Source organism: Ectothiorhodospira sp. PHS-1 (assembly GCF_000225005.1).
Taxonomy (GTDB): Bacteria; Pseudomonadota; Gammaproteobacteria; order Ectothiorhodospirales; family Ectothiorhodospiraceae; genus Ectothiorhodospira.
In genome coordinates this window covers 1-24,552 of record NZ_AGBG01000033.1, presented here as the reverse complement: position 1 = coordinate 24,552, position 24,552 = coordinate 1, and the positions used below count along the sequence as shown (strand labels likewise).

Sequence of the window (24,552 nt, the reverse complement as noted above, 5' to 3'; positions counted from 1 at the left end):
CACTGGAAACTGGGCATTCCTTTGCCGATCAGGCTGTTTCAGGCATTCAGTGTGCTGAGAGAGGCATGATTGTCGCTGGGTGTGCTTGGATAGACCGCGGGCATCAAGGTCGTTTTCAATTCGTACCCCATGGCCCGATACCCTCGCTGGCGCCTGGCCCACATGCGGGCAAGCTGGGGCTGATCGATCTCGGCGTAGTCGTGGATCCGCACGTCCCTTTTTTCGACATGCTCCCGGTGCAAGCGCCCGGCATATTGCTGCAGGGTTCCTTTCCAGGAGACGGGCATGGTGTCCTGATTGGGGAAGAGACGGTCGTAGCTGGCCAACGACAACTGCCGGGTGCGGTCACAGGTATGACTGATCAGGGCGGCCCCCAGTTGCCTGGCCTCGCGGGCTGGGATCGGCTCGGCAAAGAAGATCCAGATATGAGCGCCGTTCCCCGACCGGGATATTTCCAGTGCGGCCGGGAGATCGAGATCCCGGCAGGTATGCATGAACGCCCTGGCATCTTCCCGCCAGTCGGCCCCATCAAGGTCAGCCGCAAGAAGGAAACAGCGGTCATTGGTCAGGAGCGGGTAGACGCCGATGGTCTGCCTTCCGGCCAGGTGGTCATAGATGACCTGATCGGTTACCGGCAACAGTTGGCGGTGACGGCAGTCGCTGCATTTCACTCGGGGTTTGTGGCAGATGCCGGGTTTCCATTCGTTGGCACAGGCCGGCGAATAGCCGGATCTGCCTTTGGCGGACTCCCAGCGCTGGGGATAAACATCCCTCCGGCCCCGGAATAGACGGCTGAAGAGTTCGATTTTCTCTTCGGTGCTGAAATGGGCGGGTGGGGCCTCTTCTCCGGTGCTGGAATGGGGTTAGCGGCGCCCATTGTTTCCCACGGGATGCCATAGCGGGTCAGCAAATCCTTGAGGCGAGCATTTTCTTCACGTAACCGCCGTAACTCCTCTTGTTCGCCCTCAGCGATCATCAACTCCTCTTCACCGGCGTACTGGTGGTGATTATTCCGGATGGATGCGGCCCGGTCACGATCTCGCGCAAGGGTGCGATGGAGCTCAGTGCCTGGGCGTCTCGCCCAGCAGGGCTTCAAGCGTCTCTGCCTCCAGGATGGCATCAGCCCAGGTTTCCAGTTGCTCGGGACCGGCCTGGTCGAGTCGGGTCTGCGCCCAGGTGGGGATCGTGCCGTACTTCTTGACCATCAGCAGGTCCAGCTCCCCGACGAGGCGATGAACGCCATCCTTGAGGGCCATCGCATCCCCGCCGATACGCTGCGCGCCGATGACTTCGACGCCTTCTACCAGCAGCGTAAGCGCCGTCTGCTGGAGATCATCATGGGTCAATGGTGGGGTCGGAACCAGCTTGATGTTTTGTCCATTTTGTCTAAAATGGACAAAACATTGCTCCCTGCAAGAATGGAGGGTCTCATGCGCACCATCACCGCCAGCGAGGCCAAACAGGGCTTTGCCAAGTTAATCGACACCGCCAGCCGGGAGCCGGTAATTATCCAGCGCCAGAAGCGTGATGTTGCTGTGGTGCTCTCCATGGCAGAGTACGAACGCCTGACAAGACTCAACATCGCCGAGTTCCAGCGCTTTTGTGACCGCATCGGTAGTCAGGCCAAAGCCGCTGGCCTGGACGAAGCCAAACTGACTGAGTTGCTCGCCTCGGACGATTGAAGACCTGCCATGCGCACGGAAGAAACCCGCTTGGTCCTGGACACCCATACTCTGATCAGCCGCATGCTGGTGCCACAAGGTACAGCCGGGCGTGCCGTGGACAAGGCGCTGGCCCAGGGCGTTCTGCTGGCTTCCGAAGAAACATTGACCGAATTGGCCAATGTTCTTTCCCGCCCCAAGTTTGATCGCTATGTTTCTCTGGAAGCGCGGCAGCAATTCCTCAAGTTGCTTGGCGGAGTCGTACGCGTGGTCCCGATTCAGCATCGCATCCAGGTCTGTCGCGATCCTAAGGATGACATGCTGCTGCATGTGGCCCTCAATGGTGAGGCACAATGTTTGGTCACTGGCGATCAGGATTTATTGATACTCGGCAATGACTTTTGGCAAAGCCACAGGCTGCGCATCCTCTCGCCAGCCGATTATCTTGCGTTGATATGATGACCTAATTTTGTAAACACCTCTTCAACAGGCTGCACAGCTGAATCAATTCCCGGCACCAGGGACGTGAACGACACCACCCATTACTACAACCAGCACGCCGTCCAGTTCATCGCCGACACCCTGCACGTGGACATGGAGCCCCTGTACCAGTGCTTTCTGCGCCACTTGCCGGCCGGTGCATGGGTGCTGGATGCCGGTTGCGGTGCCGGGCGCGATGCCCTGGCCTTCCAGCGGCGGGGCTATCGGGTGAGTGCCTTTGATGCCAGCGCGGCGCTGGCGGAGCATGCCTCACGACTGCTCGGCCGGCCGGTGCCCGTGCAGCGGTTCGATGAGGTGAACGAGATCGACCGGTATGACGGCATCTGGGCCTGCGCCAGCCTGCTGCATGTGCCCACCGCCGAGCTGCCCAGCAACTTCCAGGCACTGTGGCAGGCCCTGAAGCCCGGTGGCGTCCTCTACTGCAGCTTCAAGCGGGGCGCGGGTGAACGTGATCGCAACGGCCGACACTTCACCGATGCCAATGAAGACCAGGTCCGCGTCTGGACTCAGGAACTCCCCGGACTGGCCGGGCTGGAATGCTGGCTCACCGAGGATCGACGCCCGGATCGGGAAGAACAGTGGCTGAACTGTCTACTGCACAAGGCCACCCGTCAACTCATTACCGGTGGTGACGACAACCCCTTCCTGCCCCATCTGTGCAGCAGCATTCACCGGGCCGATGCCATCGATATGGCAGTGGCCTTCATCAAGCAAACCGGCCTGCGCCTGTTGCTGCCTGATCTTCAGGCGGCGCTGGACCGCGAAGCGGCCGGCCGCCATCCCGCGCGTATCCGCATCCTCACCAGCGACTATCTGGACATCACCGATCCCCAGGCCCTGCGCGCCCTCATGCTGCTTCAGGAGCAGGGCGCTCAGGTGCGGGTCTACCAGAGCAGGGGAGGGAGCTTTCATCTCAAGGCCTACCTGTTTGTTGGTTCGCAGGATAACGATGCCCACTGGGGCTGCGCCTTCATCGGCTCCAGCAATATCAGCCGCCAGGCCCTGCAGTAGGGCCTGGAATGGAACTACCGGATCAACTATCCGGGGGACAAGGGATTTCTGGAGGCCCGTGAGCAGTTCCAGGCCCTGTTCAACGATCCGGCCACGGTGGCCCTGTCCGATGAATGGATCGATGCCTACGAGGCACGCCGCATTCCGCCGGAGCGTTCATCGGAGCCGGGCAGCACCGAGTCGGAGCCGCCGCCTACGCCCACGCACATCCAGGCGCAGGCCCTGGAGGCACTGGCGCAGACACGCCTGGACGGCTACCGGCGTGGTCTGGTGGTCATGGCCACCGGCCTGGGCAAGACCTGGCTCGCCGCCTTCGACACGCAGCAGATGGGCGCCCGCCGGATCCTGTTCGTGGCCCATCGTGAAGAGATCCTCAACCAGGCCGCCGCCACCTTTGCCCGCATCCGCCCCAGCGCCCGGATCGGCTTCTATCACGGCCGCCAGCGGGACGCCCGGGTGGATATCCTCTGTGCCTCCATCCAGACCCTGGGCCGGATCGATCACCTGGAGCGCTTTGGGCCGGGGCATTTCGATTACATCGTCGTGGACGAATTTCACCACGCCGCCGCGCCCACCTATCACCGCCTGCTGAACCACTTTGCGCCCGCCTTCCTGCTGGGTCTCGCCGCCACCCCCGACCGCACCGACAACGCCAGCATCCTCTCCTTGTGCGATGACAACCTCGTCTTCGAGAGCGACCTGTTCACCGGGGTGAACGCGGATCTGCTGGTGCCGTTCCACTATTTTGGGGTTTTCGACGAAGACGTGGACTACCAGAGCATCCCCTGGCGCAATGGCCGTTTTGACCCGGATCTGTTGGGCAACCGGCTGGCGACCCTGGCCCGCGCCCGTCATGCCCTGAGCACCTGGCGGGAACGGGCTCAGCGGCGCACCCTGGCCTTTTGCATCTCCATCCGCCACGCCGATTACATGGCTGATCAATTTGTTCGGCAGGGCGTCAGGGCGGCGGCGGTCTATGCCGATTCCAGGCTGTCCCGGGGTGAGGCGCTGGAACAATTGGCCAACGGCCAGTTGCAGGTGCTGTTCTGCGTGGACCTGTTCAACGAGGGGGTGGACCTGCCGGCCATCGACACCGTGATGATGCTGCGCCCCACCGAATCCCGCATCCTGTTCCTGCAGCAACTGGGTCGGGGCCTGCGCAAGGCCGAGGCGAAGGAGAGACTGGTGGTGCTGGATTTCGTGGCCAATCACCAGAGCTTTCTGCACAAGCCCATGGCGTTGATGAACCGGACCATGACCCATGATGATCTGGCCCGGTTTGCCCGCGATCTGGAAAACGAGAGCCTGGATCTGCCCACGGGCTGTTACGTCAACTACGATCTGCGGTTCATCGATTTTCTCAAATCCCTGGGCGGCAACGACCTTCAGGATCAGTACCACACCCTGCGCGACACCCTCGGCCGTCGGCCGACCCTGACCGAGTTCTACCGCGCCGGTGCCAGCCTGCAGGCCGTGCGTCGCCAGTATGGTCACTGGTTCGGGCTGATCGCTGCCCTGGATCCCAATCTTCAGGCCGAGGAGCGGGCGGTGATTGAGCAGCAGGCGGATTTGCTCCGGGAACTGGAGACCACCGCCATGAACAAGAGCTACAAGATGGTCCTGCTGGAGGCCTTCCAGGAACTGGATGGTTGGGTGGAGGCGCCCACGCTGGCGGATCTTGCTACCCGCTCCTGGCAGGTGTTGCAGCGTCGACGCCCGCTGCTGGCCGACCTGCCGGAATCGTATCAGGGCCTCACCGAACCACCGGATGACTGGCTGGGCTATTGGCGAAAGAATCCGGTGTCGGCCTGGGCCGGAGGGTCTTTTTTCACCCTTGAGGGAGATCGTTTCATCGGCGTCACGACGGTGGCTCCAGACCACATTGCCACTCTGACAGCCCTGGTACAGGAAGGGGTGGATTACCGGTTGGCCACCTATGAGGTCAGGCAGGGTCTGGGTGGCGCCACGGTCACGGCCTTGTCCAGCCGCAGGCCGGAACAGGTCTCGCTGCCGTATTTCCCCAACCTCAAGATCGCCTGCGGCCACTTCAAGACGGGCACCGCCGATTGTGAGGAATACCGCAGTCTGCCGCTGGAAGGCTACGGCCGCCTGGATCCCGGTCGACACTTCATCGCCCGCGCCTCCGGCAACTCCATGAACGGCGGCAAGCAGCCGGTGGAGGATGGCGACTATCTGCTGCTGGAACTGGCCAGTGCCGAGAGTGCGGGCCGGATCACCGGCGACATCCTGGCCATCGAGCGCCAGGATGGGGCGGGCGACAACCAGTACCTGCTGCGCAAGGTGCTCAAGGACCCCAACGGGCAGTATCGGCTCCGGGCCAACAATCCGGATTATGAGGACATCGTGGTCACGCCGGAGCTGCAGGAGCAGTTCCGCACCTTTGCCCGACTCAAGGGCGTGCTGGATCCGTTATCGATGGTGGTGGGGGAGCGGTTTGCCCGGGAAGAGATACCCGGCCTTTTCAACGCGGAGTTCAATCCGGGCAGTTGGAACACTGGTCATGTGGTGCTTGGAGACCAAAAGGTCCATGTGCTGTTGGTGACGCTGAACAAGCAGGGCAAGGCGGCCGATCATCGCTATCTGGACCATTGGGTGGACGACACCCGGTTCCACTGGCAGACCCAGAATCAGACAACGCCCCAGAGCAAGCGGGGCCGGGAGATCCTCCATCATGAGGAGATGGGCATCGGTATCCATCTCTTTATCCGGGAAAACAAGCTGGAGCAGGGGAAGGCCGCGCCATTCACCTATCACGGGTCGGTGCGGTATCTCAAGCATCAGGGCAGTAGGCCGATGAGCGTGGACTTTGAGGTGATCCAGCACCCCGGCGCATTTCGATCTGCAAAGCAACTGGATGGGTGAAGAGCACTGGTCGGCTGTCTTGACGAGCATCGAGAACCCGATACCGGTCGATGAACACACCTTGTTTCAAGCGGGTTCCATCGGCAAGACGTCGACCGCCACAGCGGATGTTATATTGCCGGGGTGTTGTGTTGGCTCTAGCGTGTCTTGTGGTTTCAGGTGCGCGAAAGTCCAGAAGATGAGTCCGCTCTTGGAGGCTGAGCGATGGACAGACAGCGTGCCCTTGACCTGCTAAGCCGCAGCAAGCCTGAGTTGCAGGCCCGTTTCGGCGTGACCCGACTGGCCCTGTTCGGCTCCACTGCCCGTAATACGGCGAGCAGTGGCAGCGATATCGATGTGTTGGTGGCCTTCGACGGCCCTGCCACCTCCAAACGTTACTTCGGCGTGCAGTTCTACCTGGAGGACATGTTTGGCTGCCCGGTCGACCTGGTCACAGAAAAGGCCCTGCGGCCGGAGCTTCGCCCCTACATTGAACAGGAGCGAGTCAATGTCTGATGCCAGGCAGCGCGAATGGTGTTTCTACCTCGACGACATGATCGATTTCGCCGGGAAGGTGTTCGCCTACACCGACGGCCTCGACCAAGCCGGTTTCGTGGCCAATGCGCTCACCTACGACGCCACCCTGCGCAATCTGGAACTGATTGGCGAAGCCGCCACCCATATCCCGGATGAGGTCCGGGCCGCCCATCCTGAAATCCCCTGGCGGATGATCATCGCCACCTGCAACCGCCTCATCCACGGCTACCTCGGCATCGACGACGACACCCTTTGGAGCATCATCCGGGATGACTTGCCCGAACTGTTGCCCAAGCTCAAGGCGCTTAAGGACGAGACACAGCCGTGACAGTTTGATTTTCTCTTCGGTGCTGAAGGTGGAACTCAGTGTCTGGGCGCCTCGCTCAGCAAAGCCTCCAGTGTCTCCGACTCCAGGATGGCATCAGCCCAGGTTTCCAGTTGCTCAGGGCCGGCCTGGTCGAGCCGGGTCTGCGCCCATGAGGGGATCGCACCGTACTTCTTGAGATCTGCCGGGCGAGCATGCTCCGACTGCGGAAGCATCGGCAAGCGCAGCAAACATCGTTTCGTGTGCGAACACTGTGGTCTCCGGGCGCACAGCGACTTGAATGCGAGTCGAAATCTTGCCCGGATCGGTAGCGGTGCCTCGCTGTCGAGGGCGGCTGTAAATACGCCTGATGTTGGAAATGGGATCAACCATGCTCTCGTTTCACAATAAAGCCTTCGACTTCAGTCGAGGGTTATTTACTGCCTTGCGCTCAAAAAGACGGTGCGCCCGTCCATGGACGGGCACACCGGGACCGGGACAGCCGCCGGGACTTCAAGCGCCGTGTCCGGATCCTGCTCAGCGGTCTCGTTCACGCTTGATCAGACTGGCGTCGCCGGCATTGAGATAGAGCTTGTGACGTACCCCGTCGGCATCAAGGATCTTGAGTTCGTACACGTAACGGCCGTCTTCCCGCTCCAGTTCGGCCTCAATGAACTGCCCCGGCACGATCCCGGCGGCCTGTCTGAGTACCTCCTCCATGGGCATGATCTCCCCGGCGGCCCGCAGGCGCAGGATCTCGTTGTGCTCCATGCGGTCCCCGGCCAGGCTCAGCCCGGGGGCAAGCAGGGCAAGGCAAAGAAACGGTGTGGTCAATGATCGGATATGCATGGGCGTGCGCTCTGGCTGTGGATGCGGAGGGCAGTGTGCCACCGTAAGCTTAAATCAAGCTGAATTCGAGCTGACGATCCCGCTCATCGATGCCCTTGACCCGTTTTCAACAATTGCCGAAGTGGCGATTTGGTGTCAGATTGAAGGCCCGCTGCCGCGCAGTCCTTCAACGAGGGTAAGACATGAACGCCAGCAAGATATTGAACCAGTTGATTCGGCAGGCCGGTGGTCAGTCAGGCGGCGCTCGGCAAGGTGCGGGAGGCATGGATCTCAAGGGTGTGCTGGATAGCCTTTCCCGTCAGTTGGGTGGCGGAGAGGGATCTGCCCAGCAGGGCGGCGGTGGTCTGGGCCTGGATATGAAAAGCGTGCTGGGCGGTGGTGCGCTGGGACTGCTGTTGGGTTCCAGACGCGGTCGCAAGCTCGGTGGCAAGGCGCTGAAGTACGGTGCGCTTGCCGGCGTGGGCGCGTTGGCCTGGAAGGCGTGGCAGAACACGCAAGGGTCAAATCAGGTGTCTTCCATAGGCGGAGAGCCAGTGGAACGCCTGTCCGGGCCGGCGCGGGAGCATCGAAGCCTTGAGCTCTTGCAGGCGATGATCATGGCGGCCCGTGCCGACGGTCATATCGATGATCAGGAACGTGCGTTGATCACTGAACAGATTGATGCCCTAGGGGCGGATCAGGAACTGCATGCCTGGGTTGAGCGCCAGCTCTCCGCGCCCTTGGATGCCCGGGCGTTGGCGGCCCGGGTTGACTCACCCCAAGCGGCACGTGAGATGTATCTGGTCAGCGTGGCAATCGTGGATGAGCAAAATCCGATGGAGCGGGCCTGGCTCGATCAGCTGGCCCAGGCTCTTGCGTTGCCCAAGGATGTTGCCGATGAACTGGAGCGGCTCGGGCGCGACCAGGTCGCGGGGACACCCTGAGCGCGTTGGCCGGGTTCCTGATGTGGAAACTGCGCAAGATTCCTCGCCGCGCCGACGCCGTCGAGCATGCTGGTTACCGCTTCGAAGTCGTTGCGGTGGAACACTTCCGTATTAAACAGGTTCTTTCCACCCGGCTAATGCCGCCCGAACCACCTCCGCAGTCCAATCCGTAGGGTTCATCCGCGAAGGCGGGAGTCCAGGGTTTTCAGTCTGTGACTGGATCCCCGCTTTCGCGGGGATCACGGCTGTCATGATGGTCTGGATAAGCATCTGCGGCGGAGCTGGATTAGAATCGGTGGCCTTGGCGCCCCTCTCGGCGCTGTTGACTGGAAAAAACGGTCGTTCTTCGGCGCGATTGCCGCTGGGCTCGAGCCGTTCCCTCGTGGCGAACAATCAGGAGTAGAAACTCGCAATGATCATCAAACCCCGTGTCCGTGGCTTCATGTGCGTTACCACTCACCCCGTGGGCTGTGAGGCCAACGTCAAGCAGCAGATCGACTACGTCAAGGCGCAGGGCCCGGTCGCCAATGGGCCGAAGCGGGTCCTGGTGATCGGGGCCTCCACCGGCTACGGCCTGGCTGCGCGGATTACCGCTGCCTTCGGCTCCGGCGCCGCGACCTTGGGGGTGTTCTTCGAGCGTCCAGGCAGCGAGAAGAAGCCTGGTACCGCCGGCTGGTACAATTCCGCCGCCTTCCACAAGTTTGCCGAGGCCGAGGGGCTGTACGCCAAGAGCATCAACGGCGATGCCTTCTCCGACGAGATCAAGGCCAAGACCCTGGAGACCATCAGGCAGGATCTGGGCCAGGTGGACCTGGTGGTCTACAGCGTCGCCGCGCCGCGCCGCACCCATCCCAGGACCGGTGAGACCTTCAACTCCACCCTCAAGCCCATCGACAAGACCGTTACCCAGCGCGGCCTGGACACCGACAAAGAGGTGGTGAAGAATTTCACTATCGAACCGGCCAGTCAGGAGGAGATCGACAGCACCGTGGCCGTGATGGGTGGCGAGGACTGGCAGATGTGGATCGATGCCCTGGACGCCGCTGGCCTGCTGGCCGAGGGCGCCCAGACCACCGCCTTTACCTACCTCGGCGAAAAGGTGACCCACGACATCTACTGGAACGGCACCATCGGCGCCGCCAAGAAGGATCTGGACCGGCGGGTACTGGACCTCCGCCGGCAGCTGGCCGCGCGCGGCGGCGATGCCCGGGTGACCGTGCTCAAGGCGGTGGTGACCCAGGCCAGTGCGGCCATCCCCGTCATGCCCCTTTACCTGGCGCTGCTGTTCCGGGTCATGAAGGAGAAGGGCACCCACGAGGGCGTGATCGAGCAGATCGACACCCTGTTCCGCGAAAGCCTGTACGGCAGCGAGCCGGTGATGGACGACGAAGGCCGCATCCGGGTCGACTACAAAGAGCTGGATCCCGAGGTGCAGGCGCGGGTCGAGGCGCTGTGGGGCCAGGTCGAGGACGATAACATCTATCAGCTGACCGATCTGGCCGGCTACAAGCACGAGTTCCTGCGTCTGTTCGGCTTCGAGGTCGAGGGCGTGGACTACGATGCCGACGTCAATCCGGACGTGGAGATCCGTGGGCTGGTCTGACCCGGTGCGCGGCACTGTATCTGCCCCAGGCGCAGCGGTGATCCGAACCGGCGGGTGGTTATGCTATCTTCGTTCCAGGTTCAAAAAACAGCGGAGACAGGGCCTTGGAGGCGAAACTGCTGGTGGCCGTGGTGGCGGATGAGCTTGAGGAGGCGGCCCGGGAGATTGCCCGGGAGGAGGGCGCCCGCGGGATGACGCTGATCGCCGCGCGTGGCCTGAATTTCCCGGAGCACATCACCTTCTTCGGTCTGACCTACCTGGGTATCGAGACGGTCCTGGTGGCACTGCTGGACGAAGCCACGGCGATCCGGATCGCGGGGCGGATGAATGTTGAGTTGAAGCTGCTGGAACCGTTCAAGGGTCTTGCCTTCTGCCTCCCGGTGGAAGGCGTCGGCGGGATCGACATCGAGGCGCTGCATCGCCACATCATCGAGCACGGCCCGGTTGACCGCCTGGAAGACAGCCCTCGCTGAAGCCTGCGCCATCCTCTCCTTTCACCAGACAAAGCCACGCCGTGAACCAACTTAGGGAATTTCTGCACTTACTGAACCATGCGTTCCGCAATCTTCTGCCGATCATCCTGGTGGTCGGCATCTTTCAGTTCCTGATCATCCGTCAAGTCCCGGACCAGTGGCTACCCATGGCCATCGGTTTGCTGGTGGTCGTGCTGGGCGTTGCGTTGTTCCTGCAGGGGCTTGAACTGGGGATTTTTCCCATTGGCAAGAACCTGTCCAACGAGTTCGCGCGCAAGGGCTCATTGCCGCTCCTGATGATATTCGGCTTTTGTCTGGGGTTTGCCGCCGTGGTGGCGGAACCTGCGTTGATCGCGGTCGCAAGCCAGGCGGAGATCATCAGCGAAGGCAGGATCAGTGCGATGATATTGAGGTTGCTCGTCGCGGTATCCGTCGGCCTGGTGGTGGCGCTGGGCGTGGTGCGGATTCTGCTCGGGCACAGTCTGCACTGGTACATGATCATTGGCTATGTCGTGGTGGTGATCGTGACTTTTTTCGCACCGGAGGAGATCGTCGGGCTGGCGTATGACTCCGGTGGCGTGACCACGAACATCGTGACCGTGCCACTGATCGCGGCCCTGGGGATCGGCCTGGCGGTATCGGTGCGCGGTCGCAATCCCCTGATTCACGGTTTCGGACTGGTCGGGCTGGCGGTCATGGTGCCGATGATCTCGGTGCAGATCTACGGGATCATCGTGTACAGCTTCGGTGAGGCTCGGGAAGTGAGCCAGGGTATTGTGGAAGCGGTGGCGGACCCGGTGGTCACCGAGGTGGTTCAGGAGATCGCCGGCAGCGTGGTATTGGGCATGCTGCGCGACCTGATGATCATGTTCCGCGACGTGCTGCCGATCATCGCGGTCGTCCTGATCTTCCAGTATCTGGTGATCCGCAAGCATATCGCCCATCTGCACAAGGTGATGGGAGGTTTCCTGCTGGTGATCGTCGGCCTCTACGCTTTCGTGGTGGGCCTGAAGATGGGGCTGTTTCCCATCGGCCAGACTATGGCCGAGCAGTTGATCGGACTGGATCGCTGGCTCTTCGTATACCTGTTCGCCTTTGCCATCGGCTTCGCCACGACCATGGCCGAACCCGCCCTGATTGCCATCGGTCAGAAGGCGGAGGAGGCGGCGAAGGGCCAACTCAACGGCAACGTGATCCGCATCCTGGTCGCGGTGGGTGTCGCAGTCGGGATTACCATCGGAGTGCACCGCATCATTGCCGGCGATTCGATCCACTATTACATCATGGCCGGTTATGCCGTGGTGATCCTGCTGACCTTCCTGTCCCCGAAATACATCGTGGCCCTGGCTTACGATCTGGGCGGCGTGACCACTTCCGAAGTGACCGTGCCGCTGGTGACGGCGCTGGGTATCGGCCTGGCCACGCACATCGAGGGGCGCAATGTGATGATCGACGGTTTTGGCCTGATCGCGTTCGCCTCCATCTTCCCCATCATCTCCGTGATGCTCTACGCCATCACGGTTGAACTCGCCAATCGGTGGAGAGAGGCTGAATCATGAAATTTGCGGTACTTGTCGCGATCATTGCGGATGACCTTGAGGAAAAGGCCATCGACATCGCCAAGAAGGCGGGAGCCGGCGGAGTGACGATGCTGGATGCCCGCGGGATCGGCGCCAAGGAAAAGAAGACCTTTTTCGGGCTCACCTATGAGGGCTCTCAGAGCGTGCTGATCTGCGTGCTGGAAAAGAAGCTGTCGCTGCGGGTGATGAAGGCATTGACGGCGGAACTCGAACTGGCCAGACATTCAAAGGGTGTGGTTTTCACCGTGTCGCTGGATCATATTGCTGGTATCGACACACGGCAGCTTGAGAGCTTCGAGGCGCGTATCAAGGACGATATCAGATCCCGCTCCAGATGGCGGGACACGCAGATTTGTCGTCGAATCGGGCCGGTCGCCCCTGGATCCTTTTTGGATCGATTCCATTTTCCGGAGCAATCAACAGGATCAAGGACGCAACATGGCGCACCTGCTACGCATCGTGATGATTCATGGCCATCTCGAAGGGGTGGTCGAGCTGGATGTGGATGGTCACACCAATATCTGCGGCACCAATGCCTCGGGCAAGACGACCCTGCAGCGGCTGGTGCCGGTGTTCTACGGCGAGTTGCCCAACAAGGTGGTGCCCCGGACGCGGCTCAAGTTCGACCTTTTCTACCTGCCGCACCGCAATAGCTACCTGGTCTATGAGTACCGCCGCGAGGCGGGTGATGTCTGTCAGGCGGTCCTCACCCGCAAGAGCGAGGGTGGGGTGGAATATCGCTTCGTCGGTGCTCCCTATCGCCCCGAGGATTATCTGGTCGTGAGCGAGGGGGGTGTGACCGCGCTGGATTACGTCCAGTGGGCCACCGGCCTGCGCCGCCAGGGCATCGAGGTGTCGCAGAAACTCGGTGCGAGTTCCGAATACCGCGCGGTGATCCAGAACGATTTCACCCAGCAATATGGCAACAGCCGCGAGGCGCTGCGCCTGCGCCAGATGGCGGCCCGCTTCAGCCTGGTGGGTACCGGGCATCGCATCCGCCACATGGAGAAGCTGGTCTCGGCGGTGCACGCCAAGGAGGGCAAGATGGACACCCTCAAGACCATGCTGGCGGCCATCTTCGAGGAGGACGGCGTCGAGCTGCCGGTGACCCGTATCCGCAATACCAAGGCCCGGGAATGGATCGCCCGCATGCGCCAGTCCATGCGTCTGGCCCCCCTGCAGCGGGCCCTGGAAGACCTGTAGCGCCTCGACCGCGAGATGGCCGATCTGGAGGCTGCACTGTCTCGGCTACAGCCCAGGCTCAAGGCAGACCTCCAGGGTGCCGAGCGCGCAGGCGCTGATCTTGAGGCTCAGCTCAATGCGCTTCGGCGTGAGTTCCAGGCCCGCGAAGAGGCCCATGAGGAGGCCCGCGGCGCCCTCAACGACCGCATCAGCGAACTGGACAGCGAACTGGATCAGACTCGACGCGTGCTCGACGATCTGCAGCGCCAGTTTGAGGCCTTCAAGGCAGCCGATATGCCCGGGCTTGAGCGCGACCTTGAAGCGCTGCCCCATTGGCGTGAAGCGTTGCAGCAACTACGTGATCATCTGGAGTTGATGCAGCAGGCGGCGCAGGAGAGCAGGGCACGCCTGAATGCCCGGCTGGTGGAGCTTGGCGATCTGCTCGAACGCCGCGGCGATGAGGCTCAGGCCCGCATCGACGCCCTCGACAAGGAGAAGGAAGCCTGTCGCGAGGCCCGGAGTGAACAGGAACAACGCCTGGAGGCCGACCATCGGGAACGCCGAAGGGCAGTGGATGATGGTTACCGCAGCCGCCTGGATGAGGGGGCCAACCGGCTTGCCGAGCTCAAGGCCCAACTGTCCCATGACGGCCAGACGACCGAGGAGGTCCACGAGGCCCAGCAGGTCCAGGCCCGGGTCGACCAGGCCCAGAGCGAACAGGGAGCGGCGGCCGCCGCGGTGGAGGCGATTCGCGGCGAACTCGAAGCGTGCAAGCGTGAACGGGATCATGCCGAGCAGGATCTGGAGCTTGCCCGTCAGCAGCGCTCCCGGGCCGAACGGCGCCTTGATGGGTTGCTGATCCAGCGTGATCCCGCCCAGGGTAGTCTGCGCCATTTTCTGCGCCACCAACGCCCGGGTTGGGAGCAGAGCCTTGGCAAGGTGATCGCCCCGGAACTGCTTGATCGTCGCGACCTGGCCCCGCAGTTCAACGACGCTGCCAGCGACGATCTTTATGGCTTGGTGGTGGATCTCGCTGCCATCCCCCTGCCTGATCACGCCTGGGATGAGGCCACCTTGCTGGCCGAGATCGAGACTGCCCGGCAGGCGCTGGATCAGGCGGGTAAGGCCGAAGACTCTGCCGAGAAAGCCCTCAAGGCCCGCCATGACAAGGTACAGGAGGCCTCCGCACGGCTCGATCGTGCCCGCGCCGCCCACCGCCGCGCCGCTGAAGACGTGAACTATGCCCTGCAGGCGCGCAACCAGTGCCACCAGCGCCACGAGGCGGCCCGCCGGGCCCGGCGGGCCGCCTGCCGCGAGGCCCTCAAGGAACAGGAGAGCCTGCAGCAGGCACTGAATGAGGAGCGGGAACAGGCCCTGCAGGCGCTGGCCGAAAGCCATCACGCCCAGCGCCAGGCACTCAACGAGGAATTCCGCGGGCGTTTCGCCGGTTTCGATGAGCAGATCGCCCAGCACCGGCGCCAGTTGGCCGAGTTCAAGAACGAAAACCGTCGTCAGCGCGAGGAACTCGAGGCCGCCTTCGAGCATGAACTGGCCGAGCAGGGCGTGGACACCGCCAGTCTCAACGAGACCCGCTCACGCTCAAAGGCGCTGGCGCAACGCATTCGTCAGACCGAGGGCCGTCGTGAGGAACTCGAAGCCTACTCGCGCTTCGTGCGGGTGGAGTGGGGCGAGCGCAAGCCGCATCTGCTGACCCGGCAGACCGAGTTGGGCCGCGAGCACCAGAGTGCCGTGCGCGAACGGGAACAGCTCAAGCAGCAGTTCGAGACGGCCCGAAAGGCACATGGGGCAGCGGTTGCCGATCTTGAGAAGCGGCGTGGTGCTGAACGGCAACGGGTCGAGACCCTTGCACCACTGCTCACCCGGCTTGACGCCTTGCGCCTGGAGCCGGCGCCGGCCTCCCAGGGCGAGGCTCCGGGGGATGTTTCAGAGCGCATCGAACGTGTCCGTCAGGCGCTGGCGGATCACGCCCGCACCCTGGACGCGCTGCGTCAGGGCTGTCAGAACATGGAGTCCGACCTGATCAAGGGTGCCAGTGCGGATTTTCACGAGACCCTGGCCGCGGAACGCGCCCGCCTCGACGACACCGGCCCACGGCGCATGCTCGGTGTGCTGGCGGGCATGCTCCAGCTGCTTGAGAGCCGACAGGAGCAGCTTCAGCAGGGAGGGCGCAACATGGGCGACGACCTGGACAAGTTCTTCACCGTGTTCCGCGACCTCAACCGACGCATCAACGCTCAGAGCCGACGCCTCTCCGACGAGGTGGCCGATGACCTCAAGCTGGAGGGCATTGGTCGCGCCGAGGTGAAGATCCAGTCCACCATCGACGAGCTGGGGTTCTGGGAGCCGCTCAAGCGCTTCACCCATCGCTACCGGGAGTGGCGTGATTCGGGCCAGCCGCTGCCCGGAGACGACTATCTGGATGCCCTGGCCGACGTGGTGGAGTTGCTGCGCAGTGATCAGCAGTACAGCTTCGAGAGCCTGCTGCGCCTGGAACTGCACCTGAGTGAAGGCGGCACGGACCTGGTGATCAAGAGTGACCGCCAGTTGCTGGAGTCCTCCAGTCACGGCATGGCTTACCTGATCCTGTGCAAGTTCCTGCTGGCCTTCACCCGCCTGTTGCGCGGTCAGGCTCAGGTGGCCGTTCACTGGCCCATCGACGAGATCGGCACCCTGGCCTATCACAACGTGGAGAAGATCTTCGACGCCTGCGACAACAACGATATCCATATCGTCGGTGCCTTCCCCAACCCGGAGTCGGACGTGCTGCTGCTGTTCCACAACCGCTACCTGATTGACCGCGATGAGTCGGATCCCGGCAAACGCCGTCTCAAACGCATCGAACCGCGTCTGAGCCGCCTGGCCCAGCGTCTGCAGGCGCGCGCCGAGGAGGTGTCCCCATGATCGAACAGGGCCCGCTGCTGGAGCGTCTGCTGGCCGGCGAATTCCTCTGCGCGGTGAGCGATGAAACCGCCTTCCGCCACCTGCAGGATGAGACGGTCCGTGAGCAGATCGACGCCTACCTGCGTCCGCTCAATCGTCGTTTGGCCACCAACACCGATGGGAATGTGTATTTCCTGGCCTGGCTGCGGATCGATGAGGCCGCCCGTGAGCAGCTTTCCCGGCAACTCAGCGACACGGTGGGCAGCCTGCTGCCGATGCTGGAGTGGCTGCAGCTGGTGCAGGAGACATTGGGTCGCGACGGTCTGGCGGCCCCCGGGGACGTACTCAAGCCCGCCGACTTCAGCTCCCGCTGCGAGGATCACCAGGGCCTGCGGGATCGCCTGGATCGGCTGGCCTCCGATCCCTTTTTCGGCTCCCAGAGTGACCAGCTGGATGCCCAGCTCAAGCAGGTCTTCAAGCGGCTCAAGGAGCATGGTTACCTGTTGTAGCCCCACGCCGATCGCCAGTACTACGTGGTGACCGGCAAGATCGACTACCTGATCGACCTGGTGCGCTTCATCCGCGATGAGGAGAATCTGCCCATCAATGATCAGGCCTCGTCCAGTCAGCAGAGTCTGCTGTCAACTACCCCCGCCTTCAGGACGGGGTTTCTCGCGCAAACTGATGAGCAGCGGTGATCCTCATGCCCTGGAGAGTCGGCTGATCAGCCTGGGTATTGACCGCCTGGGGCTGCTGGGCAGGCACGCCGAGACGCTGATGGCGGGCTATGCCCGCGACGAGGTACCGCTGGAAGGTCTGAGCACCCAGGCCCTGAACCGTCTGCTGGGTGCGCGGATCCTGTGGCGCCCCGACGAACAGGGCGGGGTGAAGCTGGCCCCCAAGGTGCGTGAGCTGATCGCCGAGATGCTGGCCGACGAGGCCCGCCGTCACGTCAATGCCGATGTGGCCGAGACCCTGGAGCTGATGCGCAGTCTGGTGCAGAGCTACCGCGAGGCCCGCGACGCCGGCGAATATTGGCGCCAGGAACAGCAGCTGCTGCGCCTGCGCCAGGAGGTGGATGACCTGAACGGTCGTTTCGCCGACGCCATCGACAGCCTGTGGCGGCGCCTCAACAGTGACTTCGGTTTCGTCAGTCGCCTGGGCGACAAGATCCGCGAGAACGAGCGCGCCCAGAAACAGATCGTGCGCCTGCTGGACGGCCTGGAGCTGATCAGGTTCGACGAACTGATCGAACTGGTGGGCAGCGACGGTGCCCTGCGCAAACTGCTGGTCAGCGGCCTGCAGCAGCAACTTACCCACCATTACACCAGCCTGCGGGAGGTGCAGCGGCGGCTGATCGAACTGATGGCGCGTTTCCGTCAGCAGCAGTCGCGCAGTCGGCTGGTGGCCGGCATGGTGGGTTTCCTGCGCGAGCACCCAGGCTTCGTGCCTGGAAACTACGCTCGACGCAGCGAGGTGCCCGAACTGATCAACCGGGCGGCACCCATCAGGCCCGCCGGGGCGGTTGCCCTGGATCACGATGCCGACGCACGCCTGATCACCGAACTGCTGCACTGCCTGCCACGGTCGGTGTCGCGCCCGGAACCGGTCACCGCCGCCGGTGTCGCCGAGTGGCCGGAGGACACCCGGGTGGCCGCTCGCCGGCAGGCCCTCAAGGAAGATGTGGAGGGATTCTATCTGGCGGTGGTGGATCAGGACGGCGAGGGGGTGAGCGCCCTGGAGTATCTGCAGGGGAGCGATCTGGACTGGGACGAGGAACTCTGGCTCTTCCAGGTGATTGCCGAGTATCAGGCGCTGCCGCGAAGCGAGCAGCGTGCCTTCCGGCTGCACCGGGTGGAGACCGAGGCCAGCCCCTTCAACCATCTGCGCCTGATTCACGATGTGCACCTGCGGCTGGCGCTACCCGCATGAGCCTTTCAGCGAGTGCCTACCGGCTGTTGCGTGATGTGCGCAGGAAGCTGCGCCAGCAGTGGTTGGGTGCCCAGCTGATGGTGGTATCACTGGCGCTATCTTCCGCCCTGGACCGTTGATTCATCCAGCCCCGGGTGGATGCAACTGTTCAAGCCCCGGCGTCTCATGGCTTCGAGAGAGCAATGTTTGCGGCCTGCCGGGGAATGGCATGCCTGAAGCCGCCGATTCCGCTAGGATATCGGCTATTTTTTCGCTCCTGCCCGTCGATGGCGGGCCTTGGCCAGGGATTCGTGGCCATTTCAGTTCAGTTTTTATGGTCATCCTTCTATGAAAATGCTTGTCAAACCCCTGGTCATTGTCGGTCTGCTTGCACTGGGCGGCTGGTATTACTATGCGCCTTACTACACGGCTTCCCAGATGCAGGCGGCAGTGGAAGCCCGGGATGCGGACAGGCTGGCCCGCCATGTGGACTTTCCGGCCCTGAGGGAAGACGTGCGTCAGAGCCTCAATGAGGTCCTGGCCCAGGAACTGGCGGATTTTCGCCGGGACAATCCGTTTGGTGGTCTCGGTGTGGCCGTGGCGGGTGCGCTGCTCAAGCCATTGGTGGATGCCGTGGTTTCCCCGGCTGGGATAGCCACCATCATGGAGGGATACATCCCAGAGCCGGATGGTCGCGGCATGGGCTTCACTTCCCAGGGCGAGACCCGAATTCGCATGGGGTATGCGGGTCTGGAGCGGTTTGTGGTCACCATCGAAAGCGAGCGTGACCCGGTCCGGCAGGTGGAACTGATCCTGCATCGACAGGGGAATTTTTCGTGGAAACTGGCTTCCCTTGGTCTCCCCTGGGCTGCCGAGGTCCAGCCCTAGGGCGTATGCCCGACACGGTGTTATTCCGGTGCTGTGGTTGGCGGTTCCGGTGACTCCAGAGCGGCACCCGCGGCCTCATCGCTTTGCTCGCTCTGAACCCCGGGCTTAAGCAGGCGATCCACTCCTTGCCGTATGAGTCCCTCACGCCATAGGAATACTGTGGTCACCACCAGGACCAGCAGCAGCAACAAGGTCTTCCAGGGCAGCTTTTTCTCCGCATAAGGGTCATCCAGGCTACGGTGTGCTCCCTTCGGCAACGCGGCCACGCCGGTCAGGGAGGCGCCGAATGGCAGATTGATTTTGGCCCGTGTGTTGACTGCCCAGCCGTTGGCGTCCAGCAGGGGACCCAGGTTGCGTTGCCGTAGCTTGAGCCAGGCCAGGATCATGGACGGGCCTGAAATGAGCAGGATCACACCGGCGATCACCACCGGTATCTTCCAGGGCGGCAGGCTGATGAGGCCGGATATCAGGGCCGCCATGGCCGTGCCCAGGGCACCGAGTGCCAGGCCGATCGCGGCAAAGATCCCCGCAAACTTGGCAATGTCGAACGGCGCCGGCATGGACTTCGGTGCCTCCGCGCGAGCCGTGGCCTCGGTGATGCCGGCGGTGGTGCCGTCTTCCACCGCCTTGTCCCTGGAGGCGGCGATCTTGCGGAGCTGTTCTCCGATGAGGCGGGCGATCCGTCGGTAGGGAGACCAGAAGGCTTGGCGGATGCTGACGGGGTGCTCCACGGTCCTGACGATGGTGGCGTGCCAGTCACGCCCGGCCCGATCATAGAAAATGCCGTTGCGGCCGGGTGCGATCAGCTCGTCGATGTCGCCTCCGGTAAGGGCGGCGACGATGGTTATCGGGGGCTCATCCTTTCGGGAGCAATGGCAGTAGACCAGGTAGGTGCCGGAGAAGGGAGCGACGGCCGCATGTCAGGCCAGATCGGGGACCCGCAGGCATAGCTCACAGCTGCGCTGATCCATATACAGGGTCCCGGCCTGAAAGATGGCTTTCCGGCGACGACTGTAAAAGTCGGTCAGGCAGACGTAGTTGTTCAGGAGTGTCACCAGATCCCTGCGATAGCGTACCAGCCGTTCCACGGCCTCGATGCCGGCGGCCGCGGCGTCCGGTTGCCGGTCCTGTTCCACCAGTTCCAGAAGGTGTTTTTCCGTATCTCCCCGGGCCAGGTCACGCAGCAGGGCCGGGTCCAGGTCTTTCACCGTGCCGGCGGGCCGCTCCGCTTCCCAGGCCCGGTAGGCGGCAAAGCGTTCCGCCAGATCCTTCCATTCGGTGTGATCAAGGGCATCCCGGGGTCCCAGGATGGGGGTGACGATCTCGTCCCTGAAGCGGGCCATGTCGTCGGCCCAGGCGGGGTTGATGCCCTGGGACAGGGGGAGCCGGGCGTTCGGGCTGATCCTGGCCAGTGGCAGGGCGGCCACATCCTCGGTGGTTGGACTGACCTCCCTGGCTGCCAGTGCGCCATACATGGCTTCGGAAGGGTTCAGAGCGGGGGTTGCCTGGGGATCGAAGGCCGCGAGCAGGCAGCGTGTGAAGAAGTCTTCCAGCTTGTCCCGAAGCCGGCTGAAAAGTTGGGCGGCGGCGGCCGTGGCATCTCCCAGCGGTAGGATGTCGTCGGGGCTTGCGGCGGCCTGATCCAGCCATTGAACGTGCTTGCGGGCCTGTTCGAAGAAATCCTTGATGTGGTCTTCCGTGATGCCGGGCTCACCGCTGCGATCCGGCTCGCTACCCTGGCAGCCCAGGATGGTGTCGATGGCGGTTTTCAGCTCGGGCGTGGCGGCCAGGGCGGCCGGAACGATGCCGTCCCCATTGAAATGATCCGGCGCAAACAGCTCCGCGGTGTTACCCACGTCTTCCATGGTGATGTGTTTGGCCGCGGGCTTGTCCAGGTAGGCGAGCATGCGGCGGGCACTGGCCAGCAAGGCCGCTCCTTCGGGACGGGAGTCATCAATCTGATCGAGGGGAAGGCTGTCCCCGGGCTGAAACAGCAACCCGGGGTCCTTGAGGACACGACAGACCCAGCGTGTCGCCGCGATGATCTCCGGCGTGCGGATCTGTCCATCTTCATCCGTGTCCAGCAGAGCCAGCGTGCGGTGATCGAACTCCAGGCCGGTGGTGGGGCAGGCCAGCACCGACCACAGTTTCTGATCCAGCTCCGGAAGGTGGCGCAGATCGTCGGCTGTTTCCAGTCTGACCTGATCGAATCCTCCAGAGCGAAAAAACCGCCAGCGGTGGACAGTGTCTGTCTGCTCGTGCTCGCTCATCGGTCGGCGCTCCATCAGCCTCAGCCACTGAGGGTGATGTTCCTATAGCACAGAATCGATGAATGGTTTCTGTCTAGTCCGCTTTGTTGCGCTCTTCCATGGGCAGGTAATGGGCGTTTGTGGTCCCCGTGTAGATCTGCCGTGGCCGCGCAATCCGGCTACCCGGCGCCTGGTGCTGTTCCCACCAGTGGGCGATCCAGCCGGGTAGCCGTCCGATGGCGAAGATCACCGTGAACATGTTGGTGGGTATGCCCATGGCCCGCAGGATGATGCCGCTGTAGAAGTCCACATTGGGGTAAAGCTTGCGATCCACGAAGTAGGGGTCCGACAGGGCGATCTCCTCCAGCCGACGGGCAATGTCCAGCAGGGGATCGTTGCGGTTGAGTACCGGCACCAGTTCCTGGGCGATCTTCTGCAGCATCTGGGCGCGGGGATCGAAGTTCTTGTAGACCCGGTGACCAAAGCCCATCAGCCGCACCTTGCTGTCCTTGTCCTTGGCCAGCTTGACGTATTCCTCCGGCGTGATGTTGCCCTGGTGGATCTGCTCCAGCATGTTGAGCACTTCCACATTGGCGCCGCCGTGCAGCGGTCCCCACAGGGCACAGACCCCGGCGGCACAGGAGGCGAACAGATTGGCGCCGCTGGAGCCCACCATGCGCACGGTGGAGGTGGAGCAGTTCTGCTCATGGTCCGCGTGCAGGATCAGGATCAGGTTCAGGGCCTTGCTGACGATTTCCGGACAGACGTACTGCTCGTAGGGCTGGGAGAACATCATGTGCAGGAAATTGGGCACGTACCGCATCGCCGGATGGGGATACATGTAGGGCAGGCCCTTGGAATGCCGGTAGGCGTAGGCGGCGATGGTGCGCACCTTGCTGATGAGGCGGGCCGAGGCCTGGCGGAACTGCTGCTCGTCTTCGAGTTCGTGCAGTTCCGGATAGAAGCAGGAGAGGGCGTTGATCATGGCGGACAGGATGGCCATGGGTGGCGCGGCCCGGGGGAAACCCTGGAAGTGATATTTCATGCCCTCGTCGATGTTGGCGAAGCGGGTCAGATCCGCCGAGAAGGAGGCGTATTCCTCGGCCGTGGGCAGGGTGCCGTTGATCAGCAGCATGGCCACTTCGATGAAGGAGGGACTGTCGGCAAACTCCTCGATGGGGATGCCGCGGTAGCGCAGGATGCCCTTATCGCCGTCGATGAAGGTGATGCCGCTCTCACAGCTGCCGGTATTGCCGTAGCCGGGGTCCAGGGTGATGTGGTTGGTCTGGCCGCGCAGGTTGGAGATGTCGATGGCGCGCTCGCCCTCGCTGCCTTCCACCACGGGGAGGCTGATGGTCTGCCCATCCAGTGTCAGGGTGGCGTTGCCTCGGGATGTGGATGGGTTAGGGCTGGTCATGGAAGGACCTCCAGGGCGGGTGAGGGACAAAGTGACGGCCGAGCCGTAAAAGACCCAAGATATGCAATGCGGGCATCACTATGCAATATCCCGGAATCCGCACTATATTGCTGATCAACGATTCCAGCATTGCCATTCACCGGCTGCGGGTCAGGCCGGGGAATGTTTCGTCATCAGGGGGAGAAACCAGCGGTATGCGCGTAACGACCCTTCGGGCCATTGGATAGTCATGGCCCAGGAAAATTTGCTGATGGAGACGATGCCGAGCCTGCCGCAGGTTCTGCTGAACATTCTGGATGCGATTCAGGACGAGCAGGCCGATCTGCGCAGTTTGGGCGAGATCATCCTGCAGGACCCGGCCATGACCGCACGCCTGGTGGCGGTCGCCAATTCCGCCCACTATGCCAGGGCCGGAGGCTGCCATTCCCTGGATCGCGCTGTCATGATCCTGGGACAGCGCACGGTGAAGAACGTGGTCATGACGGCGGCAATGAAGCAGGTGTTCGATGAATTTGGCCGTCGTCACCGTCGTTTCCTGAAGGAATCCTGGCGTGGCACCCTGGTCACCGCCGCCCTGGCCCAGGCCCTGGCCGCCCTGACCCGTTACCCCCGTCCGGAAGAGGCCTATCTGTGCGGCCTGTTGGTCAATCTGGGACGTCTGGACCGGTTGACTCTGGATGAGGCCCGTTATCCCGCACTTCTGGAAGCGGCAGAGAACGATCAGGACCTGATCCGCCGGGAACAGGCCACCTACGGCGGTAGTCATTGCGAGCTGGCGGCCGGTCTGATGGAGCAATGGGGACTGAGCCCCTTGTCGGCGGGGATCGTAACGTGGTCGGCGTGCTGGTGCTGGGTGTCCCCGGCGCCCAGTCGGCCCGCCTGGAAGGGCGCCGCGGTTTTGTGTTGGCCCTGGCAGGGGAAATCGCCCGGTTACTGGCCGATGATCTGCAACCTCCCGGGGTTGATGGATCCGATCTGCAGAAGCATGTCCATGAAATCATCCATGAAGCGGGCAATCCCCTGACCATCATCCAGAACTATCTGGCCATGCTGCGCATCAAGCTGGGAGAGACCCATGAGTTGCAGCAGGATCTGGATCTGATCCGTGAGGAGATCGACCGGGTGGGACGGATCCTGCTGCGAATGAAGGATGTGCCGGCGCCGGGCAGGGCCGAGGACTTGCCTCTGGATCCACTGGTGCAACAGGTGGCCGAGATTTTCAGGAATTCCCTATGTCAGACCCGCGGGATACGGCTGTCCCTGAGTCTGGCCGCGGGTGAGGCGGGTACCCTCGGTCACGCCGATCACCTGCGCCAGATCCTGACCAATCTGTTGAAAAACGCCATTGAGGCATTGGGAGAGGGCGGGGCTTGAGCAGTTCACTTGAAATCTATTTATAACTTATCGATACTCTCCAGCATGAAAAGATTGGCAAGTATCGGTGAGGCCGCCAAGGCGCTGGGCGTATCCATTACGACCCTGCGCCGCTGGGAAGCATCGGGCAGGTTGGTGCCTGAGCACACAGCGGGCGGCCATCGCCGTTACGATCTGGCGAAACTCCGGCCCGAGATGTTCCGGGCCGAGGAAGACACAGGGCGGCGCACCGTGGCCTATGCTCGCGTATCCAGCCATGATCAGAAGGAGGATCTGGAGCGGCAGAAACAGGTGCTGGAACTTTACTGCGCTCAGCAGGGATGGAC

General features: G+C 62.6%; 27 protein-coding genes and 2 pseudogenes. 22 read left to right on the top strand and 7 right to left on the bottom strand.

The genetic code is table 11. The features are described 5' to 3' along the window. Positions 1 to 38: 38 nt before the first annotated feature. Both ECTPHS_RS15000 and ECTPHS_RS14840 read right to left on the bottom strand, forming a co-directional pair. The gene (locus ECTPHS_RS15000; RefSeq protein ID WP_371200112.1) at positions 39 to 806 is read right to left on the bottom strand and encodes a hypothetical protein; all 768 of its coding nucleotides are present in this window, start codon (positions 804 to 806) and stop codon (positions 39 to 41) included. A 255-nt stretch (positions 807 to 1,061) separates the two neighbouring features. Next, positions 1,062 to 1,256 (bottom strand): hypothetical protein, encoded by a 195-nt coding sequence (locus ECTPHS_RS14840; protein WP_168044667.1) that lies wholly within the window; start codon positions 1,254 to 1,256, stop codon positions 1,062 to 1,064. On the opposite strand from ECTPHS_RS14840, the gene ECTPHS_RS15265 reads away from it, so the two are divergent. The 6 genes from ECTPHS_RS15265 to ECTPHS_RS11970 all read left to right on the top strand — a co-directional run bounded on the left by ECTPHS_RS15265 (position 1,233) and on the right by ECTPHS_RS11970 (position 6,900). Further along, positions 1,233 to 1,682, top strand: a complete 450-nt coding sequence (locus ECTPHS_RS15265; protein ID WP_246828370.1) for a type II toxin-antitoxin system Phd/YefM family antitoxin — start codon at positions 1,233 to 1,235, stop codon at positions 1,680 to 1,682. The genes ECTPHS_RS14840 and ECTPHS_RS15265 overlap by 24 nt on opposite strands. A gap of 9 nt (positions 1,683 to 1,691) precedes the next feature. Beyond that, positions 1,692 to 2,120, top strand: coding sequence for a putative toxin-antitoxin system toxin component, PIN family (locus tag ECTPHS_RS11985; RefSeq protein WP_008933017.1), 429 nt, complete (start codon positions 1,692 to 1,694; stop codon positions 2,118 to 2,120). A gap of 66 nt (positions 2,121 to 2,186) precedes the next feature. Next, positions 2,187 to 3,173, top strand: coding sequence for a methyltransferase domain-containing protein (locus tag ECTPHS_RS14995; protein ID WP_246828369.1), 987 nt, complete (start codon positions 2,187 to 2,189; stop codon positions 3,171 to 3,173). Positions 3,174 to 3,269: 96 nt separating this feature from the next. Next, entirely contained in the window at positions 3,270 to 6,056 is a 2,787-nt protein-coding gene (locus ECTPHS_RS11980) for a DUF3427 domain-containing protein (protein ID WP_210386927.1), read from the top strand. A 204-nt stretch (positions 6,057 to 6,260) separates the two neighbouring features. Continuing rightward, a complete protein-coding gene (locus ECTPHS_RS11975; protein WP_008933016.1) occupies positions 6,261 to 6,551 on the top strand; it encodes a nucleotidyltransferase family protein in 291 nt (96 codons plus the stop codon). Then, positions 6,544 to 6,900 (top strand): DUF86 domain-containing protein, encoded by a 357-nt coding sequence (locus ECTPHS_RS11970; RefSeq protein WP_008933015.1) that lies wholly within the window; start codon positions 6,544 to 6,546, stop codon positions 6,898 to 6,900. Before ECTPHS_RS11975 ends, ECTPHS_RS11970 begins: the two co-directional genes overlap by 8 nt. 35 nt (positions 6,901 to 6,935) lie before the next feature. Here ECTPHS_RS11970 and ECTPHS_RS14835 read toward each other — a convergent pair whose 3' ends face one another. Then, positions 6,936 to 7,118, bottom strand: coding sequence for a hypothetical protein (locus ECTPHS_RS14835; RefSeq protein WP_168044666.1), 183 nt, complete (start codon positions 7,116 to 7,118; stop codon positions 6,936 to 6,938). Between the two features lie 19 nt (positions 7,119 to 7,137). Between ECTPHS_RS14835 and ECTPHS_RS14315 the strand changes: the two genes are divergently transcribed. Continuing rightward, positions 7,138 to 7,287, top strand: coding sequence for a transposase (locus ECTPHS_RS14315; protein ID WP_246828368.1), 150 nt, complete (start codon positions 7,138 to 7,140; stop codon positions 7,285 to 7,287). Positions 7,288 to 7,413: 126 nt separating this feature from the next. On the opposite strand, the gene ECTPHS_RS11960 is transcribed toward ECTPHS_RS14315, so the two are convergent. Next, on the bottom strand, positions 7,414 to 7,725 hold the full coding sequence (locus tag ECTPHS_RS11960; protein WP_008933013.1) for a PepSY domain-containing protein: 312 nt from the start codon (positions 7,723 to 7,725) through the stop codon (positions 7,414 to 7,416). Between the two features lie 182 nt (positions 7,726 to 7,907). Between ECTPHS_RS11960 and ECTPHS_RS11955 the strand changes: the two genes are divergently transcribed. The 12 genes and pseudogenes from ECTPHS_RS11955 to ECTPHS_RS14100 all read left to right on the top strand — a co-directional run bounded on the left by ECTPHS_RS11955 (position 7,908) and on the right by ECTPHS_RS14100 (position 19,186). After that, a complete protein-coding gene (locus ECTPHS_RS11955; RefSeq protein ID WP_008933012.1) occupies positions 7,908 to 8,648 on the top strand; it encodes a tellurite resistance TerB family protein in 741 nt (246 codons plus the stop codon). A 5-nt stretch (positions 8,649 to 8,653) separates the two neighbouring features. After that, a complete protein-coding gene (locus tag ECTPHS_RS15420; RefSeq protein WP_210386926.1) occupies positions 8,654 to 8,821 on the top strand; it encodes a transporter associated domain-containing protein in 168 nt (55 codons plus the stop codon). Positions 8,822 to 9,060: 239 nt separating this feature from the next. Then, entirely contained in the window at positions 9,061 to 10,251 is a 1,191-nt protein-coding gene (fabV, locus tag ECTPHS_RS11950; protein WP_008933011.1) for an enoyl-ACP reductase FabV, read from the top strand. A 104-nt stretch (positions 10,252 to 10,355) separates the two neighbouring features. Then, positions 10,356 to 10,724, top strand: a complete 369-nt coding sequence (locus tag ECTPHS_RS11945; protein WP_008933010.1) for a hypothetical protein — start codon at positions 10,356 to 10,358, stop codon at positions 10,722 to 10,724. A gap of 41 nt (positions 10,725 to 10,765) precedes the next feature. Further along, positions 10,766 to 12,283 carry a DUF1538 domain-containing protein gene (locus tag ECTPHS_RS11940; RefSeq protein WP_008933009.1) on the top strand — a complete coding sequence of 506 codons (1,518 nt, stop codon included), beginning with the start codon at positions 10,766 to 10,768 and terminating at the stop codon, positions 12,281 to 12,283. Further along, a pseudogene (locus ECTPHS_RS15260) lies at positions 12,280 to 12,624 on the top strand (P-II family nitrogen regulator); the annotation flags it as partial. The gene ECTPHS_RS11940 and the pseudogene ECTPHS_RS15260, both read left to right, overlap by 4 nt. Before the next feature lie 118 nt (positions 12,625 to 12,742). After that, positions 12,743 to 16,408 (top strand): annotated as a pseudogene (locus ECTPHS_RS11935) (ATP-binding protein). Continuing rightward, positions 16,405 to 16,896 carry a hypothetical protein gene (locus ECTPHS_RS11930; protein ID WP_008933006.1) on the top strand — a complete coding sequence of 164 codons (492 nt, stop codon included), beginning with the start codon at positions 16,405 to 16,407 and terminating at the stop codon, positions 16,894 to 16,896. Before ECTPHS_RS11935 ends, ECTPHS_RS11930 begins: the two are co-directional and overlap by 4 nt. Positions 16,897 to 16,923: 27 nt before the next feature. Continuing rightward, the gene (locus ECTPHS_RS15255) at positions 16,924 to 17,085 is read left to right on the top strand and encodes a hypothetical protein (protein WP_246828367.1); all 162 of its coding nucleotides are present in this window, start codon (positions 16,924 to 16,926) and stop codon (positions 17,083 to 17,085) included. After that, a complete protein-coding gene (locus tag ECTPHS_RS11925) occupies positions 17,072 to 18,319 on the top strand; it encodes a hypothetical protein (RefSeq protein WP_008933004.1) in 1,248 nt (415 codons plus the stop codon). The genes ECTPHS_RS15255 and ECTPHS_RS11925 overlap by 14 nt, the downstream gene beginning before the upstream one ends. Next, positions 18,316 to 18,438 (top strand): hypothetical protein, encoded by a 123-nt coding sequence (locus tag ECTPHS_RS15345; protein ID WP_256364690.1) that lies wholly within the window; start codon positions 18,316 to 18,318, stop codon positions 18,436 to 18,438. Before ECTPHS_RS11925 ends, ECTPHS_RS15345 begins: the two co-directional genes overlap by 4 nt. Positions 18,439 to 18,646: 208 nt before the next feature. Continuing rightward, positions 18,647 to 19,186 (top strand): DUF2939 domain-containing protein, encoded by a 540-nt coding sequence (locus tag ECTPHS_RS14100; RefSeq protein WP_083838849.1) that lies wholly within the window; start codon positions 18,647 to 18,649, stop codon positions 19,184 to 19,186. A gap of 20 nt (positions 19,187 to 19,206) precedes the next feature. Here the strand turns inward: ECTPHS_RS14100 and ECTPHS_RS14985 are convergent, their stop codons facing one another. From ECTPHS_RS14985 to ECTPHS_RS11910, 3 genes are all read right to left on the bottom strand, one after another. Beyond that, a complete protein-coding gene (locus ECTPHS_RS14985; protein WP_210386923.1) occupies positions 19,207 to 19,917 on the bottom strand; it encodes a hypothetical protein in 711 nt (236 codons plus the stop codon). A 189-nt stretch (positions 19,918 to 20,106) separates the two neighbouring features. After that, entirely contained in the window at positions 20,107 to 21,456 is a 1,350-nt protein-coding gene (locus tag ECTPHS_RS14980; RefSeq protein WP_210386922.1) for a hypothetical protein, read from the bottom strand. A gap of 73 nt (positions 21,457 to 21,529) precedes the next feature. Then, on the bottom strand, positions 21,530 to 22,852 hold the full coding sequence (locus tag ECTPHS_RS11910; RefSeq protein ID WP_008933002.1) for a citrate synthase: 1,323 nt from the start codon (positions 22,850 to 22,852) through the stop codon (positions 21,530 to 21,532). Between the two features lie 229 nt (positions 22,853 to 23,081). Here ECTPHS_RS11910 and ECTPHS_RS11905 point away from each other — a divergent pair, with 229 nt between their 5' ends. From ECTPHS_RS11905 to ECTPHS_RS11895, 3 genes are all read left to right on the top strand, one after another. After that, positions 23,082 to 23,876, top strand: coding sequence for an HDOD domain-containing protein (locus ECTPHS_RS11905; RefSeq protein WP_168044668.1), 795 nt, complete (start codon positions 23,082 to 23,084; stop codon positions 23,874 to 23,876). Positions 23,877 to 23,899: 23 nt separating this feature from the next. Continuing rightward, a complete protein-coding gene (locus tag ECTPHS_RS14830; protein WP_040405923.1) occupies positions 23,900 to 24,226 on the top strand; it encodes an ATP-binding protein in 327 nt (108 codons plus the stop codon). Positions 24,227 to 24,271: 45 nt separating this feature from the next. Beyond that, a partial coding sequence (locus tag ECTPHS_RS11895; protein ID WP_040405929.1) for a recombinase family protein occupies positions 24,272 to 24,552 on the top strand: 281 nt, incomplete at its 3' end.